This window comes from Amycolatopsis magusensis, assembly GCF_017875555.1.
GTDB lineage: Bacteria > Actinomycetota > Actinomycetes > Mycobacteriales > Pseudonocardiaceae > Amycolatopsis > Amycolatopsis magusensis.
In genome coordinates this window covers 789,385-812,732 of sequence record NZ_JAGGMS010000001.1, presented here as the reverse complement: position 1 = coordinate 812,732, position 23,348 = coordinate 789,385, and the positions used below count along the sequence as shown (strand labels likewise).

Here is a 23,348-nt window from a genome sequence, read left to right as displayed (position 1 = left end):
ATGGACCCGTGTTCGATCAGGATCGTGCGGAGAAGGCCGTGCGCGAGCTGCTGCTCGCGTGCGGCGAGGACCCGGACCGCGAAGGACTGAAGGAGACGCCCGCGCGCGTGGCGCGGGCGTACCACGAGATGTTCGCCGGGCTGTACAGCAACCCGGATCAGGTGCTGGACCGCACCTTCGACGAAAGTCACGAGGAGCTGGTCCTGGTCACCGACATCCCGATGTACAGCACCTGCGAGCACCACCTCGTGCCGTTCCACGGGGTGGCGCACGTGGGCTACATCCCGAACTGCCACGGCAAGGTGACCGGGCTGTCGAAGCTGGCCCGCCTGGTCGACCTGTACGCCAAGCGCCCGCAGGTGCAGGAGCGGCTGACCTCGCAGGTCGCCGACGCGCTGGACCGCAAGCTCGAGCCGCGCGGGGTGATCGTGGTGGTCGAGGCCGAGCACCTGTGCATGGCGATGCGCGGCATCCGCAAGCCGGGTGCGCGCACCACCACCTCGGCGGTCCGCGGGATCCTGCGGACCTCGCCGACCACCCGTGCCGAGGCGCTGAACCTCATCAAAGGCCGTCGATGACCTGGGCGCTGCCCGCGCCGGGGCGGTGCGCGGTGATGGGCGTGCTGAACGTCACGCCGGATTCGTTCTCCGACGGCGGCCGCTACCTCGACCTCGACGCCGCGCTCGCGCACGCCCGCGAGATGTGGGCGCGGGGCGCGGACGTGATCGACGTCGGCGGTGAGTCGACGCGTCCGGGTGCGTCCAGAGTGGACGCGCCGACCGAGACCGAGCGGGTGCTGCCGGTCATCCGCGCGCTCGCCGAGGAGGGCGTGGTGCTCTCCGTGGACACCACGCGGGCCGCGGTCGCGGCGGCGGCGGTGGACGCGGGCGCGCGGATCATCAACGACGTGTCGGGCGGGCTGGCCGATCCGGACATGGCGAAGGTCGCCGCGGCGGCCGAGGTGCCGTGGGTGCTGATGCACTGGCGCGGGCACAGCCGTGAGATGACGAAGCTGGCCGTCTACACCGACGTGGTCGCGGAAGTCCGGGCGGAACTGTCCGAACGGGTCGACGCCGCGCTGGCGGCCGGGGTCGCCGAAGACGCCATCGTGCTCGATCCGGGACTGGGCTTCGCGAAGCAGGCCGAGCACGACTGGGCACTGCTGCACGACCTGGATTCGTTGCTGTCACTGGGTTTCCCGGTGCTCGTCGGGGCTTCGCGCAAGCGGTTCCTCGGCCGGTTGCTGGCGGACGACACCGGCGAGCCGCGCCCGCCCGCCGGTCGGGAGCACGCCACCGCCGCGGTGTCCACACTGGCCGCCGCGGCCGGGGCGTGGGGGGTGCGCGTCCACGAGGTCGGCGCCACTTTGGACGCCGTGGCCGTCGCCGCGGCCTGGAGGCGGGGATGACCGATCGGATCACGCTGACCGGGCTGCGGGTGTTCGGGCGCCACGGGGTGTTCGAGCACGAGAAGCGCGACGGGCAGGAGTTCGTCGTGGACATCACCGTGTGGCTGGACCTGGACGAGGCGGCCGCGACCGACGACCTGACCAAGACGTTGCACTACGGCGAACTGGCGCAGCTGGCCGCGGACATCGTCGCCGGGGAGCCGTACGACCTGATCGAGAGCGTCGGCGGCCGGATCGCCGACGAGGTGATGAAGGACTCGCGGCTGCACGCGGCCGAGGTGACCGTGCACAAGCCGTCGGCGCCGATCCCGCTCACCTTCGACGACGTGGCGGTGACGATCCGCCGGTCGCGACGAGGGCCGCGGGGATGAGCCGCGCGGTGCTCTCGCTCGGGTCGAACCTGGGGGACCGGCTGGGTTTCCTGGCTTCGGTGGTGACCGCGCTGCGGCCGGTGGCGGTGTCGAGCGTGTACGAGACCAAGCCGTGGGGCGTCGAGGACCAGCCGGACTTCCTGAACGCGGTCTGCGTGGTCGACGATCCGGCGCGCGACCACTGGGCCTGGCTGCGGGCCGGGCAGGAACTGGAGCGCGCGGCGGGCCGGGTGCGCGAACAGCGCTGGGGTCCGCGCACCCTGGACGTCGACGTGGTGACCGTCGACGGGGTGCGCTCGACGGACCCGGAACTGCTGCTCCCGCACCCGGGCACGCCGACCCGGGCGAGCGTGCTGATCCCGTGGCTGGAAATCGAGCCGGACGCCGTGCTGCCCGGCCACGGCCCGATCGCCGCACTGCTCGAAGCACTCCCGGAGGACGAACGCGCGGGCGTCGTCAAAACGGTCGCCACGCTGGAGTCCCCGAAGTAGACCGGATTCGGGGATATCGGCGCCGACGAGGTCGTGCTGTACTGCCTCGCGGGCGAGCTCAGCTGATCGCCGCCCGCATCGCCTCGGTGAGCCACTGCACGGCGGGTGCCTGGGTGGGGATCGGCGGCCAGCCGTTGATGATCCCGAGCAGCTGCCAGTACCGCTCGGCGCGTGGATCACCGCCTTGACCGAATCGCGTCAGAACCTCACGCCGATATAACATGTCGTCCGGGTCCCGCTCACCCGCCGAGGCGTTGAACAGTTCGTCGGCAATGGCTCGTCCTTCCGGCGAATCCGGCGCTAGGCCGGATGCCAGCGCCTCGTTCGCCCGGCTGAACAGGGCGGTGTAGTCCGGTTGGTCTGCGGGCGCCATCGATTCCCCGGCGTCGCGCGCCGCCGAATGGGTCTCGCTCAGCCTGCGGATCAACGCCCGGAAGTCCGGGTCGCCGACGAGCTCGGCGAACTCGATCCACGCCTCGAGCTGCTCGGCCGTCGGGTCGTCGGGCAGCTCGGGCTTCGCCGAGCGCATCCGGTCGTAGAACTCCTGGTTGACGTTGAGCCCTTCGATCATCTCGTCCCAGAATTCGTCGATCAGCCGCCTGCGTTCTTCGTCGGACATCGAGGCCAGCCTGTTCATCAGTTTCACTTCCTCCAGTTCGGAACCGCGTTTCGCGACCGCGCGCAGGACCGATCGCCGCAGCTTGAGCCGCCGGATCTGCTCCTCGATCGCGTCGACGTGCACCGCGGCCAGCGCGGCGACGGTGGTCTGCCCGCCCAGCGCGCGTTCCACCTCCGGCAGGCCCAGGCCCAGCTCGCGCAGGGTCTTGACCAGTTCGAGCCGGGCCATCGCCTGCGTGTCGTAGAGCCGGTACCCGGCGTGGGTGCGGCCGGTCGGCGGCAGCAGGCCCTCGTCGGAGTAGAACCGGATCGTCTTCACCGGCAGGCCGGTGCGCCTGGCCAGCTCACCGATGGTGAACCGGGGCGTGGGCGCGGTTGGCACAGAAGGCATGCTGAACCCTCCAGTCACTGGAGAGTCAAGCCTGCCAGCTGTGGCTGGGTACCGTGGCGCCATGCACTTCACCAGGCCCCGCGAGCTCGTCCTCGCCGGGCTGATCGGCCTCGTCCTCGGCTTCGGCCTGTTCGAACTGTTCTACGGCGAGCTGCCACGGTTCCCCCTGCTCGCCGGGCTGCCGCTGCTGATCCTGGCCGTGATCGAGGTCATCCTCGGTGTCACGCTGCGTAGTCGCATCCGGGCCGGACGGGTGCTGGACGCCATCGGCATCGCCCGCGCGGTCGCGCTGGCGAAGGCGTCCTCACTGCTCGGCTCGCTCATGCTGGGTGCGTGGCTGGGCGCCTTGGCGTACCTTGTCCCGCGAGGCGGTGAACTCGCCGCCGCCGCTGATGACACGCCTGGCGCCGCGGTGGGGGCGCTCTGCGCGGCGGTGCTCATCGGCGCCGCGCTCTGGCTGGAGCACTGCTGCCGCGCGCCGGAACCGCGTGATCCCGATCATCGTGGGTACCCGACCGGTTAACGCACGGATATCACCGCTCGAAGTACCGAATGGGTCTCGGTCGGGTTACTAGAAGGTACGGTATTGAGCATGACTGGCGTGGGTGACGACTCGCGCGGCCGCCGTTCGGGCAGGCCGTGGCTCGTAGTCGGCTTTGCCCTCGCGGTCGCCGCGACTGCCGCTCTCGTGCTCGCCCAGGACCTCCGCTGGCTGCGGCTGGGCATCATCGCCGCCCTCTGGGCCGCGTTGATCGGTGCCTTCATCGCCGCCAAGTACCGCAAGCAGGTGACGACCACCGAGGACGAGGTCGCACAGGCGCAGGCGGTCTACGAGCTGGAGCTGGAACGGGAGATCGCCGCGCGCCGCGAGTTCGAGCTGGAGCTCGAGGCGGAAAGCCGTGAACGGGCGCAGGAGGATTCGCGCGAAGAGCTCGACGCGCTGCGGTCCGAGGTGATCGCGCTGCGGGAGAGCCTGCAGTCGCTGTTCGGCGGCGAGGTGCTGTTCGAACAGGTCGCGCTGACCGCGCAGGCCACCAGGATGCGCTCGCTCAGCGAGGACCAGCGGCTGGTGCAGGCCTCCGGCTCGGTGTCGAAGCCGGCGCAGATCGGTTCCGGCAAGCAGTCGGTCGATCCGGACACCGGTGACCGGCCGACCGAGCTGATCGAGCGGGTGATCGAGCGCAAGGTGGTCACCCACCCGGAGCGCCGCCGCCGGATCATCGACGCGGAGACCGTGCAGAAGCCGGGCGAAAGCTCGCAGAGCCTGCCGAACGTGCTCAACCCGCCGTCCGCGCAGCAGCAACACCACCAGCCCCAGCCGCACCAGCACCAGCCGCAGCCCCAGCGCCGTCAGGAACCGCCGGAGGACGCCGGCCCGCCGACCCGGCGGGTGCGCCCGGCGGACACCGTCGGCTCCGCCGCCGCGCGCGCCAGCAAGGCCGCGGGCGAGGCCAGGGCGGAGACCGCGCGCCGCCAGGCGAAGCAGGCCGAACTGGACAACGCCGCGTCGACGAAGCGTCGGACGCCGCCACCGCCGCAGCCGGAGGAACGCCGCCCGCGTCGCGAGGACATGACGCGCCCCGGCATCACCCCGCCGCGCCCGGCCGCCAAACCGCAACCGGCACGGGCCCCCGAGCCGGTCAAGCCGAAGCAACCGGCCCCGAAGCCCGCCGCCGCGCGTGCCGAACCGGCCGACCGCTACCTGCCCACCGGGCGCCCGACCGAGATCTCGAAGGAGTTCGACCTCGACTGGGCGGCCGAGCCGACGTGGGAGTCCGGTCGCCGCAACGGCGCCCCGGCCGCCCGCGGCAACGGCACCTCCCGCAACGGCGCCCCGCCGCCGCGCACGGGTGGCCGCCGCCGCGCCGAGCACACCGGTGAGTACGAAGCCGTCCGGCCGGAGCCCGCGCAGCCGAAGCAGCCGGAGCCGAAGCACGAGCCCGCCAGGGGCGCGCACCGGCCGCAGGAAGCCGCCGCCCAGCAGAACCCGCCGGTGCGGGCCGTCCAGGGCGAAAGCCGCCCGGGTGGCCGCCGCCGTCGGAGCGAGGAAGAGGGCTACCAGTCCTCGGCGAACCTGCCGCTGCCGAAGCCGGCCGCGAAGGCCGAACCCGCCCAGCCGGTCAACGGCGGCGGGCGCAGGCGGCGCGCCGAGGGTGAGCCGCCGTCCTGGGAGCGCCTCGCCGAGGCGGCCCCGGCCAACGGTTCCCGGCACTCCGGCGGGCAGTCCGGAGGCCACTCCGCCGGGCACTCGAAGGCCGAGGAAGAAAAGCCCGAAGGCACGCACGCCGCCGGCCGTTCGGTCAACGAACTGCTCGCCGCGCACGGTGCCGGTGGCACGACCCCGCGACGCCGGCGCCGAGCCGAAGACTGACGCGCGCTACCCCGGGCGGAGGACACAGCGCTCGTCCGGACAGCACTGCGTAGGGTCTGCAGACCGTGATCGCGACTTCGTCGGTCCAGCGACGGCCCAGGCCGCGCCGGATCACCGTGCTGCTCCCGGTGCTGGGGCTGATCCTGCTGGCCCTGTGCGGCCTGGTCCTGTTCGGCGTGCTGACCTCGCGGGTCGGCGTGCTCGCCGTGGTGATCGGCGTGGTGGCCGCGCTGGTCCCGGTCGGGGTGGTCACCGCCGTCTTCCTCTGGGTGGACCGCTGGGAGCCCGAACCGGCCAAGCTGCTGCTGGTCACCTTCGCCTGGGGTGCCTTCGTCGCCACGGCCACCGCGCTGCTGATCAACAACACCGCGGAGACCGTCGGCGACCTGCTGCTCGGCAGCGGCAACGGCAGCACGTTCAGCGCCGTGGTGTCCGCGCCACTGGTCGAGGAGGCGGCCAAGTCGGCCATCGTGTTCCTGGTGCTCCTGCGGCGCCGCAAGGAGTTCGACGGCGTGGTGGACGGCATCGTCTACGCCGGGTTCTCCGCGGCCGGGTTCGCCTTCACCGAGAACATCTACTACTTCGGCCGGGCGTTCGCGGAGAACGGCTTCGGCGACGGCTCGCACGCGGGTGTGCTCGCCGCGTTCATCCTCCGCGGTGTCCTCTCGCCGTTTACGCACCCGCTGTTCGCCGTGTTCACCGGGCTCGGCATCGGGCTGGCCGCGCGCTCGGTGAGCCGTCCGGTGCGGGTGCTGGCGCCGCTCGGCGGTTACCTGGCCGCGGTCGCCCTGCACGCGCTGTGGAACGGCGCGGCCACCCTCGGCGGGGCCGAGGCCTTCCTCAACATCTACTTCCTGATCATGGTCCCGATGTTCATCGGGGTGGCCATGCTGGTGGTCTGGCACCGGCGGCGCGAACAGCGGATCGTGGCCGCCGAACTGCCCGCGATGGCCACCACGCGCTGGATCGCACCGTCCGAAGTGGACCTGCTGGCCAGCCTGCCGGGACGGCGGAAGTGGCGGCGGCAGGCGGCGAAGGAGTCGGGCCGGGCCGCGGGCCGCGCGGTCGGCACCTACCAGTCGGCGGTGACCGAACTGGCCTTCCTGCGCCGGGCGATGGCCACCGGGACGGCACCGCCGGACGCGGAGAGCCACCACGGGGAACTGGTCGCCACGCTGCGCTCGGCGAGGGCCGAAGCGGTCCGGTTGTCCAAGCGGAGCAGGCCTTCGCGGGGGAGCCGGACCGGGTGAAGCTCATCACCTCCCTGCCGACACCGCCCCCGGTGACGGCTAATCTCCCAGTCTTCCGGCGGCGGGGGCGCGATGGGGCGGGACCGGAACGCATGAGGGAGCATCAACCGGTATGAGCGTCGGAGACAACCGCGCCATGGATCGTCCGGCCAGACTCGCCGTCGGCGTGGTTTCGGCCGGTCGCGTCGGCAGCGTGCTCGGGGCCGCGCTGACCAGGGCCGGGCACACCGTGATCGCCGCCTCCGGACTTTCGGCCGCTTCGGTCCGCCGGGCCGAACGCCTGCTGCCCGGGGTGCCGCTGCGGCCGCCGGACGAGGTGGTGCGCAGCGCCGACCTGGTGCTGCTGGCGCTGCCGGACGACGCGCTGGCCGGCATGGTCCGCGGCCTGGTGGCCACCGATTCCCTGCGCCCCGGCCAGATCCTGGTGCACACCTCGGGCGCGCACGGGGTGGAGATCCTGGCCCCGGCGGCCGAGGTCGGCGCGCTGCCGCTCGCGCTGCACCCGGTGATGACCTTCACCGGCCGCGAAGAGGACATCGAGCGGATGGCGCACTGCTGCGTCGGCGTGACCGCCGCCACCGGTGACGACGCGGCGTGGAACGTCGGCGAGGCGCTGGTGATGGAAATGGGCGGGGAGCCGGTGCGCATCCCCGAACCCGCCCGCCCGCTCTACCACGCCGCGCTGGCGCACGGCGCGAACCACCTGGTCACGCTGATCGCCGACTGCGCGGAGCTGCTGCGCGGCGCCGGGATCGCCGACGCCGAGCGGGTCCTCGGACCGCTGCTCTCCGCGGCATTGGACAATGTGCTCCGTCAGGGCGATCGCGCGCTGACCGGTCCGGTGGCCAGGGGTGACGCCGGGACCGTTCGGGCGCACCTGGACGTGCTGGCCGAACGCGCGCCCGGCATGTCGGCTTCCTACACCGCGCTGGCCCGCCGCACGGCGGCCCGCGCGGCGGGAGCCGGCCTGCTGGCCACGGACACCGCGGCCGAACTGACCGGCCTGCTCGACGACCACGCCCGAGGGGCTGATTCCTGAATGACCACACCGAAAACCGCGCCGAAGTTCACCAGGGGCGGGCTGAACAGCTACCACCGCGCCGCCGACCTGCGCCGGGTCACCACGGCTCTGCGCCGGGTGGGTCACCAGGTGGCGCTGGTGCCGACCATGGGCGCGCTGCACGCCGGGCACCGGGAGCTGCTGCGCCGGGCGAAGCGGCTGCCGAACACCGTGGTCGGCGCCTCGATCTTCGTCAACCCGCTGCAGTTCGGCGCGGACGAGGACTTCGACGCCTACCCGCGGCCGCTGGAGCGCGACCTGGAGGTGCTGGCCGAGGCCAGGGCGGAGTTCGCCTTCACCCCGGTCGCCGCCGACCTCTACGGCGAGAACGCCCAGGTGACGGTCCACCCCGGACCGCTCGGGGACGAACTGGAGGGCGCCTCGCGGCCAGGGCATTTCGCCGGGGTGCTCACGGTGGTGGCGAAACTGTTCCACATCGTCCGCCCGGACTACGCGTTCTTCGGCGAAAAGGATTACCAGCAATTGGTCCTGATCAAGAAGATGGTCGCGGACCTCGATTTCGAGACCAGGGTGATCGGTGTTCCCACGGTGCGGGAAGCCGACGGGATGGCCCTGTCCTCGCGTAACGCCTATCTTTCCGGCACCGACCGGACGGACGCGGTGGTGCTGTCCCAGGCGCTGACCGCGGGGGCGCACGCCGGCCGCGAAGGCGCGGAGGCGGTGCTGGCCGCGGCTCGTGCCACGCTGGCCGCCGTCCCGCAGGTCGACGTCGACTATCTGGAACTTCGCGGGAACGATCTCGGCCCGGCCCCCGTCGATGGGGAAGCACGGTTGCTGATCGCCGCACGCGTGGGCCGCACGCGCTTGATCGACAACGTATCCGTCCTGCTCGGCGCGGCCGCCGAGCACGGCATGCCAACCGGGGAGTAGCGCAGCACATGTACCGCACGATGCTGAAGTCCAAGATCCACCGGGCCACGGTCACCCAGGCGGACCTGCACTACGTGGGCTCGCTCACGGTCGACGAGGACCTGATGGAGGCGGCGGACCTGCTGCCGGGCGAGCAGGTCTGCATCGTCGACGTGACCAACGGCGCGCGGCTGGAAACCTACGTGATCACCGGCGAGCGCGGCAGCGGCATCATCGGCATCAACGGCGCCGCCGCACACCTGGTGCACCCGGGTGACCTGGTCATCATCATCTCCTACGCGCAGCTCGACAACGCCGAAGCCGCCGCGTACGACCCGCGGGTGGTCTTCGTCGACGCCGACAACCGCGTGCTGGTCAAGGGCAGCGACCCGGCCGAGGTGCCGGACGGTTCCGGCCTGCTCAACGGCTCGCTGCCGGTGATCCAGCAGGACATGGACCCGGCCGGTTTCCCGGTCGCCGAGACGGTCGACGCCGCGCGTCTCGACGCGCTGCTGCAGGAACAGTCCGAACGCTGAGTGGGCGGTTTCACGCACGCCGGAAACGGCGTGCGTGCCCCGCGTTCCCCTGGATTGCGCCCACCCGTCGCCCACCGCCACCCTCAACGGAGCTCCGCGCAGTTTCAGTAATCCGGTTGGCGTAGCCGACCAACGGGTTCGTACCCTGTGCGCATGAGCGAGAACCCCGCATCCGACCTTGCGAATGAAGACGACCTGCCCGAACAGATGCGCGTTCGGCGGGAGAAGCGGGAGCGGATTCTCGCCGAGGGCATCGAGCCCTATCCGGTGGAGGTGCCGCGCACGCACGGACTCGCCGAAATCCGGGCGGCCCACCCCGATCTGCCCGCGGACACCGCGACCGGGGAACGGGTGGGCATCACCGGCCGCGTGATGTTCCTGCGGAACACCGGGAAACTGTGCTTCGCCAGCCTGCGCGAGGGCGGCGCCGAACTCCAGGCGATGATCAGCCTGGCGAAGGTCGGCGCGGACGCACTGGCCGCCTGGAAGTCCGATGTGGACCTGGGTGACCACGTGTTCGTCACCGGCGAGGTGATCACCTCCAAGCGCGGTGAGCTGTCGGTGATGGCCGACGGCTGGCGGCTGACCTCGAAGGCGCTGCGGCCGCTGCCGGTGGCCCACAAGGAACTGGCCGAGGAAACCCGCATCCGGCAGCGCTACGTGGACCTCATCGTGCGCCCGAAGGCGCGGGAAGTGGTGGAAACCCGCGCCGGGGTGATGCGCTCCCTGCGTGATTCGTTCCACCGCCGCGGCTTCACCGAGGTGGAGACGCCGATGCTGCAGACGCTGCACGGCGGGGCCGCGGCCCGCCCGTTCGCCACCCGGTCCAACGCCTTCGACATGGACCTCTACCTCCGGATCGCGCCGGAGTTGTACCTCAAGCGCTGCGTGGTCGGCGGTATCGAGAAGGTCTTCGAGATCAACCGCAACTTCCGCAACGAGGGCAGTGACTCCTCCCATTCGCCCGAGTTCGCCATGCTGGAGTACTACGAGGCGTACGCCACTTACGACACCAATGCGGTGATGACCAGGGAGCTGGTGCAGGAAGCCGCGGAGGCGGTCTTCGGCACGCAGGTGGTGACCCTTTCCGACGGCAGTGAGTACGACCTGTCCGGCGAGTGGACCGCCCTGACAATGTATGGCTCGCTGTCCGAGGCACTCGGTGAGGAAGTAACCCCGGAGACCCCGGTGGAGAAGTTGCGGGCCTTCGCCGCCGCCCGCGATCTCGAACTCGATCCCAAACTCGGGCACGGCAAACTGATCGAGGAACTGTGGGAACACCTCGTCGGTGATCACCTGCACGCCCCCACATTTGTCCGGGATTTCCCGGTGGAGACCTCCCCGCTGACCAGGCAGCACCGCTCCCAGCCGGGGGTGGCGGAGAAGTGGGACCTCTACGTTCGGGGATTCGAACTGGCGACCGGGTACTCCGAGTTGGTCGATCCGGTGGTCGAACGGCAAAGGCTCGTCGCGCAGTCCCAGCTGGCCGCGGCGGGCGATAGTGAGGCCATGCGCCTCGATGAGGATTTCCTTCGTGCCCTTGAGTACGGAATGCCGCCGAGCGGTGGAGTCGGAATGGGTATCGATCGCTTGCTGATGGCGCTGACCGGGCTCGGTATCCGGGAGACCATCCTGTTCCCGCTGGTTCGACCCGAATAACCCAATCGAGATTTGCGTTTACTCGCGGGAGCGAGTATTAATGTCTTAACCGAGAAGCTCCTGTCAAGGGGCTTGTGGCCCCACCCGATCTTTCCTGACCAAGTTGCGAGCTAGCCCTAAGCAGGAGGAAACCCCAATGGCGCAGAAGGTCCTTGTCTCACTTGTGGACGACCTGGACGGTTCGGAGGCCGAAGAGACCGTCGAGTTCGGTCTGGACGGTGTGAGTTACCAGATCGATCTGTCGGCCGACAATGCCGAGGAACTGCGCGACGCGCTGGCCCAGTACGTCGAGCACGCCCGCCGTGCCGGTGGCCGCAAGCGTTCCGGTGGCCGCCCGGCCACCAAGGCCGTCGCCCGCCCGGCCACCGTCGACCGCGAGCAGAACCAGGCCATCCGGGCCTGGGCGCGCAAGAACGGCTATCAGGTTTCCGACCGCGGTCGCATCCCGTCCGAGGTTGTCGAGGCCTACCACAAGAAGAACTGAGTTCCACCCGCTTCTTCCTGCCAGGGGGCATCGGCGTCGGTCGCCGGTGCCCCCTTCGGTCATGCGCACCGCGGAATAATGGTGGGCCGGTTCACCACCGCTTCACCGCCTCGGCCGATCGCGATCGGCTGCTTAGCGCAGGCGCCCGCCCGGTCAATTCGCTGGTTGCGCAGGTTTTGCCCGCGGTAATCGGCGGATGGACTATTCCGCCTTGATGGGTGGTCAACTCGAACGGCCCGGCTTGTCGCGTTTGTTCTAGACCGCCGCCCGGCGGGTGTGCGCTAATCGGCGCATGCCAGAACTCCTTCCGCGCGCCGCCGATCGGTTCACCGGGATCGTCCGCGCTATCGAGCCAGCCGACTTCGGCGCCCCCACCCCCTGCGCCGACTACGACGTCCGGGCGCTCCTGCGGCACCTTTTGTACTGGGGACCATTCCTGCTGGCCGCCGCCCGGCGCACGGAAGCGCCTGCGCCGGCGGGTGGCGAGGTCGCGCTGGACCTGGGTGAGGACTGGGCCGACCGGCTCGACCGGCAGGCCGCCGACCTCACCGAAGCGCTGCTCCGTCCGGGTGCCGGGGACGGCATGACCGACTTCGGCGGCAACCCGCTGCCCGCCTCGATGCTCTACGCCATGGTCTACGACGAGTTCGTGATCCACGGCTGGGACCTGGCCACGGCCACCGGGCGGCCGTTCGACCTCGAAACCGAGATCGCCACGGACCTCTACGAGCTGCTCGTGCCGACCGCGGACATGGCGCGGGAGATGAAGGTGTACGGCCCGGAAGTGCCCGTGCCCGCCTCAGCGCCGATCCTCGACCGGCTGCTCGGCCTGACCGGACGTGACCCCTCCTGGACACCACCCGTCCGATAACGACCGTTCCAGGCGCTGTCCTGCAAGTCACGGTCGCGCTCTCCGCGCCCAGGTGGTCCCTGGCGGCACGGGCGAGTTCGGCCGAGTACGGCCAGTACGAGGCCGAATCGCCCGCACCGCCAGGAACCGCCTGGATCACGAAGCCCATCGACCAGACTCACCGGACAGCGCCTAGCCCCGGGAACAGGTGCGGGGGCAGCCTTCGCATTCGGCTTCGGCCGGCAGCAGGTAGGAGAAGCAGCAGCTTTCCCGCCGCCGCACCCACTCCCGCTGGTCGTTCAGGCGCAGGGTGGACGCCGAAGTCAGTGGCGCGTACGTGGCGTCGAGCACGAAAGCGGCGTCCGCCACCCCGGCGCCTTCGTCCCCGCCGTGGCGGCCCGCCCACCAGAGCGAGTTGTCGAGCGCGTCCGTCGCCGCGGCCCAGAGCGTCCGCTTGCCCAGCGGGCTCACCTGCCGGTACGCGCGGACGAACTTGGCGGCGTGCGCGATGTAGTGGCTCCGCAGCATGGCGACCAGCTCGTGCTCGTCCGCGACCACGGTCGCCTCCGGCAGCGACGAGCCGGGGTCGCTCGGCAGGCAGTAGAACTCGGTGCCGAGCACCGCGATGCCGTCCGGATGCGGCCGGTCGCCGGAGAGCTTGAACGCCAGTTCGGCGGGGCGCAGCGTGGGCACCCGCCGCTCGTGGTGCAGCAGGAGCGCGGCGGCGTAGGCGGGGACGTGCAGGTACCACGACATCACGTACCCGGCGGCCGTCCGCTTCGGCGCCTCGCCGTGCCGCGCGCGCAGCCAGTCGCCGAGGAGGTCGTGCCAGCGCGTGAACAGGCCCGGCTCGGCGAGGAGCTCCCCGCAGCGCTGCCACTGCCCGCGGCTCGGCCCGTGCGGCAGGTCGAACCGGATGCCGGCCCGGCTCTGCAGGCCGTCGACCCGGCGCAGCGATTCCGCCAGCCCGCCGACCGCCACCCGCGTGAGGTCACCGGGACCGCGGAACGACATCGAGCCTCCTGCCGGGGCTGTTCGGGTGATTAGGCCTGCCTTACCTTACCGAAGGTCGTCGGACCTGCCACCCGGGTTCCCCGAAAGTGGGAGGAATCCCTGTCTTCGTGTTGTTCGCGCTGAGCGGACAGCGCGGTGCCCGCGGAATCCTGCGGCTACCTGCGACGTTGGACCTCACGTCAACCATCAGCGGAAACATCGGGAATCGAGCCCGGCCCGACGACGGGCGGGTATGCCGACTGACTGGGGCACCAACTGACGTAGTGGTACGCCAGCGCGACCGCATGGCTACTACAGTGGTCTTACGGTGCTGAACTCATCGTGGAAGGAATCGGTGGGTACTCACCGCCGGCGCAGCAGTCGAGGGAGTGGGAATGTTCGAGAGGTTCACCGACCGCGCGAGGCGGGTGGTCGTCCTGGCCCAAGAAGAGGCCAGGATGCTCAACCACAACTACATCGGCACCGAGCACATCCTCCTGGGTCTCATCCACGAGGGTGAGGGTGTCGCCGCCAAGGCGCTCGAGTCGCTGGGCATCGCCCTGGAGGGCGTTCGCCAGCAAGTCGAGGAAATCATCGGCCAGGGGCAGCAGGCGCCCAGCGGGCACATCCCCTTCACGCCACGGGCGAAGAAGGTGCTGGAGCTCTCGCTGCGCGAGGCCCTGCAGCTCGGCCACAACTACATCGGCACGGAGCACATCCTGCTCGGGCTGATCCGCGAGGGCGAGGGCGTGGCCGCGCAGGTGCTGGTCAAGCTCGGCGCCGACCTCAACCGGGTCCGCCAGCAGGTCCTGCAGCTGCTGTCGGGGTACCAGGGCAAGGAGCCCGCCGAGGCCGGAGGCGGCCGCGGCGAGGGCACCCCGTCGTCCTCACTGGTGCTCGACCAGTTCGGCCGCAACCTGACCTCCTCCGCCCGCGAGGGCAAGCTGGACCCGGTGATCGGGCGCGGCAAGGAGATCGAGCGCGTCATGCAGGTGCTCTCCCGCCGGACCAAGAACAACCCGGTGCTGATCGGGGAGCCCGGCGTCGGCAAGACCGCCGTCGTCGAGGGCCTGGCGCAGAACATCGTCAAGGGCGAGGTCCCGGAGACGCTGAAGGACAAGCAGCTCTACACCCTCGACCTCGGCTCGCTGGTCGCCGGTTCCCGGTACCGCGGTGACTTCGAAGAGCGCCTGAAGAAGGTGCTCAAGGAGATCAAGACCCGCGGCGACATCATCCTGTTCATCGACGAGATCCACACCCTGGTGGGTGCGGGTGCCGCCGAGGGCGCGATCGACGCGGCGTCCATCCTCAAGCCGATGCTGGCCCGTGGTGAGCTGCAGACCATCGGGGCGACCACGCTCGAGGAGTACCGCAAGTACGTCGAGAAGGACCCGGCGCTGGAGCGCCGCTTCCAGCCGATCCAGGTCGGCGAGCCCTCGCTCGAGCACACCATCGAGATCCTCAAGGGCCTGCGTGACCGGTACGAGGCGCACCACCGCGTCTCGATCACCGACTCGGCGCTGGTCGCCGCGTCCACGCTGGCCGACCGGTACATCAACGACCGATTCCTGCCGGACAAGGCGATCGACCTGATCGACGAGGCCGGGGCCCGGATGCGCATCCGCCGGATGACCGCGCCGCCGGACCTGCGCGAGTTCGACGAGAAGATCGCCGACGTGCGCCGGGACAAGGAATCGGCCATCGACGCGCAGGACTTCGAGCGCGCCGCGCGCCTGCGCGACGAGGAGAAGACCCTGCTGGGCCAGAAGTCCGAGCGGGAGAAGCAGTGGAAGGACGGTGACCTGGACGTCGTCGCGGAGGTCGACGACGAGCAGATCGCCGAGGTCCTGGCCAACTGGACCGGTATCCCGGTGTTCAAGCTCACCGAGGAGGAGACCACGCGTCTGCTCCGCATGGAGGACGAGCTGCACAAGCGGATCATCGGCCAGGAGGACGCGGTCAAGGCCGTGTCCCAGGCGATCCGCCGCACCCGCGCCGGCCTGAAGGACCCGAAGCGCCCGTCCGGTTCGTTCATCTTCGCCGGCCCGTCCGGTGTCGGTAAGACCGAGCTGTCCAAGGCGCTGGCGAACTTCCTGTTCGGCGAGGACGACGCGCTCATCCAGATCGACATGGGTGAGTTCCACGACCGCTACACCGCTTCGCGGCTGTTCGGTGCCCCTCCCGGGTACGTCGGCTACGAAGAGGGTGGCCAGCTGACCGAGAAGGTGCGGCGCAAGCCGTTCTCGGTGGTGCTGTTCGACGAGATCGAGAAGGCGCACCAGGAGATCTACAACACGCTCCTGCAGGTGCTGGAAGACGGTCGCCTGACCGACGGCCAGGGTCGTACCGTCGACTTCAAGAACACCGTGCTGATCTTCACCTCGAACCTCGGGACCTCGGACATCTCGAAGTCCGTGAGCCTCGGCTTCCAATCCGGAAACGACGTTTCGTCGAAGTACGAGAAGATGAAGCAGAAGGTCAACGAGGAGATGAAGAAGCACTTCCGGCCGGAGTTCCTGAACCGGATCGACGACATCATCGTCTTCCACCAGCTGACCAAGGACCAGATCATCCAGATGGTCGACCTGATGATCGCGCGGGTCGAGACGCAGCTGAAGTCCAAGGACATGGACATCGAGCTGACCGACAAGGCGAAGGCGCTGCTGGCCAAGCGCGGCTTCGACCCGGTGCTCGGCGCCCGGCCGCTGCGTCGCACCATCCAGCGGGAGATCGAGGACCAGCTGTCCGAGAAGATCCTGTTCGGCGAGGTGCAGGCCGGTCAGATCATCGTGGTCGACGTCGAAGGCTGGAACGGCGAAGAGGGCGAGAAGGACGACCAGGCGAAGTTCACCTTCCGCGGTGAGGCCCGGCCGTCCAGCGTGCCCGACTCCCCGCCGGTGAGCATCGGCGCCGGCACCGGTGACGACCACCAGGAAACCGACGGCGAGTAGCAGTTCACGCAGACGAACGGCGCCCCCGGAGCCTCCGCTCCGGGGGCGCCTTTCTCTTGGTTGGGGGCGCCGGGGTGCCTCCGGGGACACAAATGTGGCTTTGGGGGCGGATTCGGCCCCCAAAGCCACATTCGTGTCGCCTACCCGCCTCCGTGACCCCCCGTCCACCTCCATCCCCGGGCGCTCGGGTCGCCTCGTCTGGAATGGTGGGGGAGTGCGCGTAGTCCTCCTCGGGCCCGTTCGTGTGTATGCGGATGCAGGGCCTCCGACCGCTCTCGGTGGTGCGCGCCTCCGCATGCTTCTCGCCCGCCTCGCGCTCGCCGCCGGTCGTGTGGTCACGGCCGAGACCCTGGTCGCCGATCTCTGGGGTGCCGAGCCGCCCGCGGATGCGGCCAACGCCCTCCAGTCCCTCGTCTCCCGCCTCCGCAAGGCGCTGCCCGAGACCGGCGTCCTCACCTCGGCCGGTGGCGGTTACCAGCTGGCCGCCGACGTCGACGCCGCTCGGTTCGAGACCCTCGCCGCGCAGGGGCGTGCCGAGCTCAAGGGGCGTCCGGCGAAGGCCGCGGCCCTGCTCGGCGAGGCGTTGGCGCTCTGGCAGGGCCCCGCCCTCGCCGACATCCTCGACGCCGAGTTCGCCCACGCACCCGCCGCCCGCCTCGACGACCTCCGGACCGCCGCCCACGAGGACTGGTTCGAGGCCGAACTCGCCCTCGGCAGGCACGCCGAGATCCTCGCCGACCTCGAAGCCGCCGCCGGACGGCACCCGCTCCGCGAGCGCCTGGCCGCGTTGCGCATGCGTGCCCTCTCCATGGCCGGACGCCAGTCCGAAGCCCTCGCCGTTTTCGACAAGGTCCGCCAGACCCTGGCCGACGAGCTCGGCGTGGACCCGTCGCCCGAGCTGACCGAGACGCACCTGGCCGTGCTCCGCGGCGAGCTGCCGCAACCGGCCAAAGCCGCCCAGCCCGCCGCCTTCCCCGCCCGCCTGACCAGCTTCGTCGGCCGCGACGACGAGTTGGCCACCCTCGCCGCCCGCCTCGCCGAACACCGGCTGGTCACCCTGGTCGGACCGGGTGGCGCCGGGAAGACGCGCCTCGCCACCGAGGCCGCGATCCGGCACCCGGACGCGGGGCACGGCCGCGCCTGGTTCGTGCCGCTCGCGGGCGTGCGCGATGCGGCCGACGTGCCCGCCGCGGTCACCGCCGCGCTCGGCATCCGCGATCGCCGCGTGATCGACAGCGCCTCGCTCGACCTGAGCGTGCCCGACGTGCTCGACCAGATCGCCGAAGGGCTCGGCCACCGCCCGTGCCTGCTGCTGCTCGACAACTGCGAGCACGTCATCGATGCCATCGCGGAGCTGACCAGCGACCTGCTCGCCCGCGTACCCGGCTTGCGCGTGCTGGCCACCAGCCGCGAAGCGCTCGCGATCACCGGCGAGGTGCTGTGTCCACTCGGCCCGCTCGGGCTGCCCAGCCGCGAGGTCCCCGCCGACCGCGCCCCGGCCGTGCGCCTGTTCACCGACCGCGCCACCGCGGTCAGCCCGGCCTTCACCCTCGACGAGGGCACCACGGCCGCGGTCGTGGAGATCTGCCACCGCCTCGACGGCATGCCGCTCGCGCTCGAACTGGCCGCCGCCCGCCTGCGCTCGATGACCGCGGCGCAGATCGCCCAGCGCCTCGACGACCGGTTCCGCCTGCTCACCTCGGGCAGCCGCAGTGCCCTGCCGCGTCAGCGCACGCTGCGCGCGGTGGTCGAGTGGAGCTGGGACCTGCTCGAGGAGCCGGAGCGCGTGCTCGCCAGGCGGCTGTCGGTGTTCTCCGGCGGCGGCACCATCGAGGCCATCGAAGGGGTCTGCGACGGCGACGTGCTCTACGTGCTCGGCTCGCTGGTCGAAAAGTCCATTGTGGACGCACGACCGGACGAGCTCGGGCAGCCGCGTTACCGCATGCTCGAAACGATCCGCGCCTACGCCGACGAACGCCTGGAGGAAGCAGGCGAGCGCGAGACCTACCGCCGTAGGTACGCGACCCACTTCCTCGACCTGGCCGAGCGCGAGGAACCGCGGCTGCGGACCCCGGAGCAGCTCGAAGCGATCGCCGTGCTCGACGCCGACTACGACAACCTGATGGCCGCGCTGCGCTGGGCGATCGGCACGCGTGACGTCGAGATCGCGCACCGGCTGGCGCTGGCCATGCTCTGGATCTGGATGGTGCGCGGCCAGCACCCGCAGGCCGTCGAGGTCGCCGCGGAAGTGGTCGAACTGGGCGACGAACTACCCCGGTACGCGGCCGCGATCTTCCGGCTCATCCAGGCCATGACCCAGGTGATCATGTTCGGCACCGAGAACGCGCCGGACTTCCGGGCGATGGTGGACGAATGCGTGGAAAGCGGGGCCGCGGACCGCTACGCCATGCTGGCGATCGCGCTGCCCATGGTGTCCTTCGTGGCCGGGGACTACGAACTCGCGGACCGCGAAATCTCCCGCGCCCTCGACAGCGGGGACAAATGGGCCCGCGCGTCCGGGCTGTGGGTGCACGGGTTCGTGCTGGGCGATCGTGGCGAGCGTCAGGCCGCCCATTCCGCCAGGACCAGCGCGCTCAGCGAGTTCGAGGCGCTCGGCGACCGCTGGGGCATGAGCATGGCGTGGACCATGGTGGCCGACGACCACTCGCTGCGTGGTGACCACGCCGCCGCCATCGAGGCCTTCGAACGCGGTTTCACGCTGGCGCGTGAGCTGAACCTGGCCGAGGAGATGGGGCAGCAGTTCTGGCGGCTGGCCATGGAACGCGCCCGGTCCGGCGATCTGGTCGGCGCCTGGGCGGAAATGGCCAGGCTGGAACAGCTCAGCGAGGAGCACGCCAGCGACGAGAACGCCATTTTCCTGTTGTACGGCAAGGCGGAACTGGCCCGGCGTGGCGGCGACTCCGCCTACTGCCGCGAGGTGCTCGCCGAGTTGTCGGCCCGGCCCGTGGAAACCCCGTTCCCGCCCGGCACCACGCTGGAATGGGCCAGCCGCGGCCTCGCCGCCCTCGCGGTGACCGAAGGACGGCTGGCCGACGCACGCGGGCACATCGTCGCCGGCGCCCAGTCGGCCACCAGCCGCCGGGACGTCGCCGACCTGGCGCGCAGCGCCGAACTGCTGGCCATGGTGCAGTACCGCGAAGGCGCCGCGGCCGAGTCGGCGGCCATGCTCGGCATCAGCACGCGACTGCGGGGGGTGCTCGACCTGGGCGAGCCCGAAGTGCGTGAACTGATGGCGAACCTGACCGCCGAACTCGGCGAGCCCGCCTACGAAGCCGCCTACCGGTACGGAAGCCAACTGTCCAAAGAGGACGCTATTGCCGAGTTCCTCGCGCGGGCGGCGGACAGCGGACTCAGGTGACGCGCTTGCGGTAGGACCGCATGGCCAGCGGGAAGAACACCGCCAGCACGGCGGCCATCCAGGCCAGCGCGCCGAGCAGCGGACCGGTCACCGCGCCACCGTTGAGCAGGCCGCGCAGGGCGTCCGAGAGCAGGCTGACCGGGCTGATGTCGGTCCACGCCTGCAGCCAGCCCGGCATCGTGTCCGAGGGCACGAAGACGTTGCTGCCGAAGCTCAGCGGCATGATGAACACGAACATCAGCCCCTGCACCGAGCCCGGCGTGCGCATCAGCATCCCGACGAAGACCGAGATCCAGCAGAAGCACAGGCCGAACAACACCACCAGCCCGGTAGCGGCCAGCAGCGACAGCGGATCGGTGGCGATCCGGTACCCCATCACCGTGGCGACCACCAGCAGCACGACCAGGCAGACCAGGTAACGCACCACGTCCGCGAGCACCGCGCCGAACAGCGGGGCGGACCGCGCGATCGGCATGCTGCGGAACCGGTCGTAGAGACCCTTGGACACGTCGGTGTTCATGTGCACGCCGATGGTCAGGCTGACCTGCATGATGTTCATCACCATCACCCCGGGCACCACCATGGTCAGGTAGGCGCCGGTGTCGCCGGAGATGGCCCCGCCGAACAGGTAGACGAACATGGCCAGGAAGACGATCGGCATCAGCACCACGTCGGCCAGCTGCTCGGGGTTCTTGCGGATCTTCAGCACCCCGCGCCAGGCGAGGGTGAGCCCGTGCTTGAGGCTCCTGGCCGGGCTGACGTACCGCGGTGGCGGCGCGGCGATCGCTGTGGTCACACCAGGCTCCCTTCTCGTTCGGTGGTCTCCTCGGCGGCGTGCCCGGTCAGCGCCAGGAACACCTCGTCCAGGCTGGGCAGGCGCAACGCCAGTTCGTCGGCGGTCACCCCGGCTTCGTCGAGCCTGCGGACCAGGGTGGACAGCAGCATCGGGTCGGCCACCGGCGCGGTGAGCAGGCCGGTGGCGCTCTCGCGGTTCGGGCGGACGCCGGTCAGCTCGCCGAGGATGCGCTCGACCAGGTCCAGGTCGGCGGCCGCGGTCGGGCGCACCTGCAGGGTCTGCCCGCCGACGCGCCGCTTCAGCTCGTCGGAGCGGCCGTTGGCGACCACCCGGCCGTGGTCGAACACGGTGATCGTGTCGGCCAGCTGGTCGGCCTCCTCCAGGTACTGCGTGGTCAGCAGGACCGTCGTGCCGCCGGCGACCAGCGCGCGGACCACGCCCCACACCTCGTTGCGGGCGTGCGGGTCGAGTCCGGTGGTCGGCTCGTCCAGGTACAGCACCCGCGGCCGGCCGACCAGGCTGGCGGCCAGGTCGAGGCGCCGCCGCATGCCCCCGGAGTAGGTCCGGATCGGCCGGGTCGCGGCGTCGGTCAGCTCGAACTGCTCGAGCAGTTCCTTGGCTCGGGCCCTGGCGTCGGCGCGGCTGAACTCCAGCAGCCGCCCGATCAGCACCAGGTTCTCGGTGCCGGACAGGTCCTCGTCCACCGAGGCGTACTGCCCGGTGAGGCCGATCAGCCCGCGGACCCGCACCGGGTCCTTCACCACGTCGAACCCGCCGACTTCGGCGTGCCCGGCGTCGGGCTGGATCAGCGTGGCGAGGATGCGGACGGCGGTGGTCTTGCCGGCGCCGTTGGGCCCGAGCACCCCGACCACCTCGCCGGTCGGCACCTCCAGGTCCACCCCGTCCAGCGCCTTGGTCTCCCCATAGGTCTTCACCAGGCCTTCGGCCCGGATCGCGTGCGACATGTCCTCCTCCTTCACGTGTCGCGTTTCGCCGCTCACCATGGCCGCGCGACCTGGCAGGCCGCGCACAGCGCGCTGTCAGGCCCTGTCAGCGGATCCGGGCATACTGGCGGCATGATCGATCAGCAGGAGGCGCCGCCGCGCCAGGTGCGCGCGGGTGCGCGCGTGGTGACCGGACTGCTGGTGCTCGCCACCGTGCCGCTGGTCGTGCTCGCCGCGATGCGCTTTCTCGGCATCGACGGCAACGCCTACACCACGGCGGCACTGGCGCTGACGCCCTACCTGACCGTCGCCGGGTTCCTGTTCGGCGTGCTGGCGCTGGTGCTGAAGCGGTGGAAGGTCGGCGCGGTGGTGCTCCTGCTGGTCGCCGCGCTGGTGTCGGTGCTGGTGCCGCGGATGGTCGCCGAGGAACAGCCAGGGGTGACCAACGGCCGCGACCTGCGGATCATGGCGTCGAACCTGTTCCTCGGCCGTGCCGAAGCGCAGTCCATTGTGGAATTGGTGCGGGCCAACCAGGTCGAGGTGCTGAGCCTGCTGGAGCTCAGCCCGGCGATGGTGGGTGACCTGGAGCGCGCGGGGTTGTTCACCCTGCTGCCGCACCGGGTGCTGCACCCGATCCGCGGTGGCGCGGGATCCGGCCTGGTCTCGAAGTACCCGCTGACCGAGCTGCAGCTGGCGGGGCCGTCGAAGCTGCGCCAGCCGAGCGCGCGGGTCGAGTTCGGCGACGGGACCGGGGTGGAGGTCGTCGCGGTGCACCCGATGCCGCCGGTCGAGTCGCCGGAGGACTGGAAGGCCGAACTGGCCGGGTTGCCCGAGCCGACCGCGGACCTGCCGGTGCGCATCCTGGCCGGGGACTTCAACGCCACCTTCGACCACGCGTCGTTCCGCGAGCTGATCGACGCCGGGTACGCCGACGCGGCGGCGGAACTGGGGAAGGGCTACCGGCCGACGTGGCCGGGGAAGCTGTTCCCGCCGCCGGTGACCATCGACCACCTCCTGGTCGACGACCGGGTCGCGGTGCGCGACTTCCAGGTGTTCGACGTCGCGGCCAGCGACCACGACGCGGTGTTCGCCCAGCTCACCGTGCCGGTGTGAGCCGGGCGTCGATCCGGGAGAGCGCGTCGAGCGAGCTGAGGGGCAGCGAGACGCCGCGCCCGTGGCGCACGTCGGCTTCCCGCGGGTTGATCCGGATCAGCCTGCCGGTGGCCGCGCTGGCGAGTTCGGCGTAGCGGCGCACGGTCGGCACGGCCTGGCCCGCGCCGAGTTCGACGACGACCAGGTCGCGGTGCTTCCGGCGCCATTCGGTGAGCGCGGTCAGCGGGCCGTCGCTGCGGTCGGGGAGCCAGCCGAAGTCGCCGAACATCAGGATGTTCGGGCGCGCCAGGCCACCGCAGTCCGGGCACGCGGGCAACGGGTGCCGGGCGCGCATGGTCTCCGGATCGACGTCCACCTCGACGTCCGCGGGCCAGATCCGGTCGGTGCAGCCGGTGAAGCACTGCAGGTGGTGGATCGACCCGTGCACCTCGCCGACGTGCCCGTCCGGCCAGCCTGCCTTCTGGAACTGACCGTCCACATTGGAGGTGAACACCCGGGAGCCGCCGGGCATGGCCGCGCCCCACTTCCGGAGCAGCTCGAAGCCGGGGTGTGGCACGGTTTCGCGGTACAACTGGAGGCGGTGGCCGTAGAAACCCCAGGCCAGCTCGGGATCCGCGCCGAAGTGACCGGGGTCGGCCAGCTCCACGAAGCTCAGGCCGAGGCGCGCGTACGACGGGTAGGCACGCCAGAAGCCTTCGTCACCACGGAAATCGGGCAGTCCGGAGTCGACGCCCATGCCCGCGCCCGCGCAGACCAGCAACGCGCCCGCGCCGCCGATCCACTCGGCGGCGCGCTCCACTTCCTGGCTCACGT

At 70.8% G+C, this 23,348-nt stretch carries 21 protein-coding genes; 16 read left to right on the top strand and 5 right to left on the bottom strand.

Annotated features, from left to right (window positions below; translation table 11 throughout):
* Positions 1–8: 8 nt before the first annotated feature.
* The 4 genes from folE to folK are packed head-to-tail and all read left to right on the top strand — an operon-like array spanning position 9 to position 2,270.
* Positions 9–578 carry a GTP cyclohydrolase I FolE gene (gene folE, locus JOM49_RS03840; RefSeq protein ID WP_209662988.1) on the top strand — a complete coding sequence of 190 codons (570 nt, stop codon included), beginning with the start codon at positions 9–11 and terminating at the stop codon, positions 576–578.
* Positions 575–1,408, top strand: coding sequence for a dihydropteroate synthase (gene folP / locus JOM49_RS03835; RefSeq protein ID WP_209662987.1), 834 nt, complete (start codon positions 575–577; stop codon positions 1,406–1,408). The genes folE and folP overlap by 4 nt, the downstream gene beginning before the upstream one ends.
* Positions 1,405–1,779: a dihydroneopterin aldolase gene (folB, locus tag JOM49_RS03830; RefSeq protein ID WP_209662986.1), complete on the top strand. Its 375-nt coding sequence runs from the start codon at positions 1,405–1,407 to the stop codon at positions 1,777–1,779. The genes folP and folB overlap by 4 nt, the downstream gene beginning before the upstream one ends.
* Positions 1,776–2,270 (top strand): 2-amino-4-hydroxy-6-hydroxymethyldihydropteridine diphosphokinase, encoded by a 495-nt coding sequence (folK, locus tag JOM49_RS03825; RefSeq protein WP_209662985.1) that lies wholly within the window; start codon positions 1,776–1,778, stop codon positions 2,268–2,270. The genes folB and folK overlap by 4 nt, the downstream gene beginning before the upstream one ends.
* Before the next feature lie 58 nt (positions 2,271–2,328).
* Here folK and JOM49_RS03820 read toward each other — a convergent pair whose 3' ends face one another.
* Positions 2,329–3,279 carry a helix-turn-helix domain-containing protein gene (locus JOM49_RS03820; protein ID WP_209662984.1) on the bottom strand — a complete coding sequence of 317 codons (951 nt, stop codon included), beginning with the start codon at positions 3,277–3,279 and terminating at the stop codon, positions 2,329–2,331.
* A 61-nt stretch (positions 3,280–3,340) separates the two neighbouring features.
* Between JOM49_RS03820 and JOM49_RS03815 the strand changes: the two genes are divergently transcribed.
* The 9 genes from JOM49_RS03815 to JOM49_RS03775 all read left to right on the top strand — a co-directional run bounded on the left by JOM49_RS03815 (position 3,341) and on the right by JOM49_RS03775 (position 12,380).
* Positions 3,341–3,802 carry a DUF3180 domain-containing protein gene (locus tag JOM49_RS03815; RefSeq protein WP_209662983.1) on the top strand — a complete coding sequence of 154 codons (462 nt, stop codon included), beginning with the start codon at positions 3,341–3,343 and terminating at the stop codon, positions 3,800–3,802.
* A 69-nt stretch (positions 3,803–3,871) separates the two neighbouring features.
* A complete protein-coding gene (locus JOM49_RS03810) occupies positions 3,872–5,650 on the top strand; it encodes a DUF6779 domain-containing protein (RefSeq protein WP_209662982.1) in 1,779 nt (592 codons plus the stop codon).
* A 116-nt stretch (positions 5,651–5,766) separates the two neighbouring features.
* The gene (locus JOM49_RS03805) at positions 5,767–6,900 is read left to right on the top strand and encodes a PrsW family intramembrane metalloprotease (RefSeq protein WP_209670755.1); all 1,134 of its coding nucleotides are present in this window, start codon (positions 5,767–5,769) and stop codon (positions 6,898–6,900) included.
* 136 nt (positions 6,901–7,036) lie between these two features.
* A complete protein-coding gene (locus tag JOM49_RS03800; RefSeq protein WP_209670753.1) occupies positions 7,037–7,939 on the top strand; it encodes a Rossmann-like and DUF2520 domain-containing protein in 903 nt (300 codons plus the stop codon).
* Complete coding sequence (panC, locus tag JOM49_RS03795) at positions 7,940–8,851, top strand: pantoate--beta-alanine ligase (protein ID WP_209662981.1); 912 nt, start codon at positions 7,940–7,942, stop codon at positions 8,849–8,851.
* Positions 8,852–8,859: 8 nt separating this feature from the next.
* Positions 8,860–9,366: an aspartate 1-decarboxylase gene (gene panD / locus JOM49_RS03790; protein ID WP_209662980.1), complete on the top strand. Its 507-nt coding sequence runs from the start codon at positions 8,860–8,862 to the stop codon at positions 9,364–9,366.
* A gap of 153 nt (positions 9,367–9,519) precedes the next feature.
* Complete coding sequence (gene lysS / locus JOM49_RS03785) at positions 9,520–11,025, top strand: lysine--tRNA ligase (RefSeq protein WP_209662979.1); 1,506 nt, start codon at positions 9,520–9,522, stop codon at positions 11,023–11,025.
* Between the two features lie 136 nt (positions 11,026–11,161).
* Positions 11,162–11,509 carry a histone-like nucleoid-structuring protein Lsr2 gene (locus JOM49_RS03780; RefSeq protein WP_153028816.1) on the top strand — a complete coding sequence of 116 codons (348 nt, stop codon included), beginning with the start codon at positions 11,162–11,164 and terminating at the stop codon, positions 11,507–11,509.
* A gap of 292 nt (positions 11,510–11,801) precedes the next feature.
* Positions 11,802–12,380 carry a TIGR03086 family metal-binding protein gene (locus tag JOM49_RS03775; RefSeq protein ID WP_209662978.1) on the top strand — a complete coding sequence of 193 codons (579 nt, stop codon included), beginning with the start codon at positions 11,802–11,804 and terminating at the stop codon, positions 12,378–12,380.
* 171 nt (positions 12,381–12,551) lie between these two features.
* Here JOM49_RS03775 and JOM49_RS03770 read toward each other — a convergent pair whose 3' ends face one another.
* A complete protein-coding gene (locus JOM49_RS03770; protein ID WP_209662977.1) occupies positions 12,552–13,373 on the bottom strand; it encodes a (2Fe-2S)-binding protein in 822 nt (273 codons plus the stop codon).
* Between the two features lie 374 nt (positions 13,374–13,747).
* On the opposite strand from JOM49_RS03770, the gene JOM49_RS03765 reads away from it, so the two are divergent.
* Together JOM49_RS03765 and JOM49_RS03760 are read left to right on the top strand one after the other, a co-directional pair.
* A complete protein-coding gene (locus JOM49_RS03765) occupies positions 13,748–16,303 on the top strand; it encodes an ATP-dependent Clp protease ATP-binding subunit (RefSeq protein ID WP_209662976.1) in 2,556 nt (851 codons plus the stop codon).
* Positions 16,304–16,517: 214 nt separating this feature from the next.
* The gene (locus JOM49_RS03760) at positions 16,518–19,682 is read left to right on the top strand and encodes an AfsR/SARP family transcriptional regulator (protein WP_209662975.1); all 3,165 of its coding nucleotides are present in this window, start codon (positions 16,518–16,520) and stop codon (positions 19,680–19,682) included.
* On the opposite strand, the gene JOM49_RS03755 is transcribed toward JOM49_RS03760, so the two are convergent.
* Together JOM49_RS03755 and JOM49_RS03750 are read right to left on the bottom strand one after the other, a co-directional pair.
* Positions 19,675–20,478 carry an ABC transporter permease gene (locus tag JOM49_RS03755; RefSeq protein WP_209662974.1) on the bottom strand — a complete coding sequence of 268 codons (804 nt, stop codon included), beginning with the start codon at positions 20,476–20,478 and terminating at the stop codon, positions 19,675–19,677. The two genes, JOM49_RS03760 and JOM49_RS03755, sit on opposite strands and share 8 nt — an antisense overlap.
* On the bottom strand, positions 20,475–21,443 hold the full coding sequence (locus tag JOM49_RS03750) for an ATP-binding cassette domain-containing protein (RefSeq protein WP_209662973.1): 969 nt from the start codon (positions 21,441–21,443) through the stop codon (positions 20,475–20,477). The genes JOM49_RS03755 and JOM49_RS03750 overlap by 4 nt, the downstream gene beginning before the upstream one ends.
* Before the next feature lie 111 nt (positions 21,444–21,554).
* Between JOM49_RS03750 and JOM49_RS03745 the strand changes: the two genes are divergently transcribed.
* On the top strand, positions 21,555–22,535 hold the full coding sequence (locus JOM49_RS03745) for an endonuclease/exonuclease/phosphatase family protein (protein WP_209662972.1): 981 nt from the start codon (positions 21,555–21,557) through the stop codon (positions 22,533–22,535).
* On the opposite strand, the gene JOM49_RS03740 is transcribed toward JOM49_RS03745, so the two are convergent.
* Positions 22,519–23,346: an SIR2 family NAD-dependent protein deacylase gene (locus tag JOM49_RS03740; RefSeq protein ID WP_308158640.1), complete on the bottom strand. Its 828-nt coding sequence runs from the start codon at positions 23,344–23,346 to the stop codon at positions 22,519–22,521. The genes JOM49_RS03745 and JOM49_RS03740 overlap by 17 nt on opposite strands.
* Positions 23,347–23,348 lie beyond the last annotated feature (2 nt).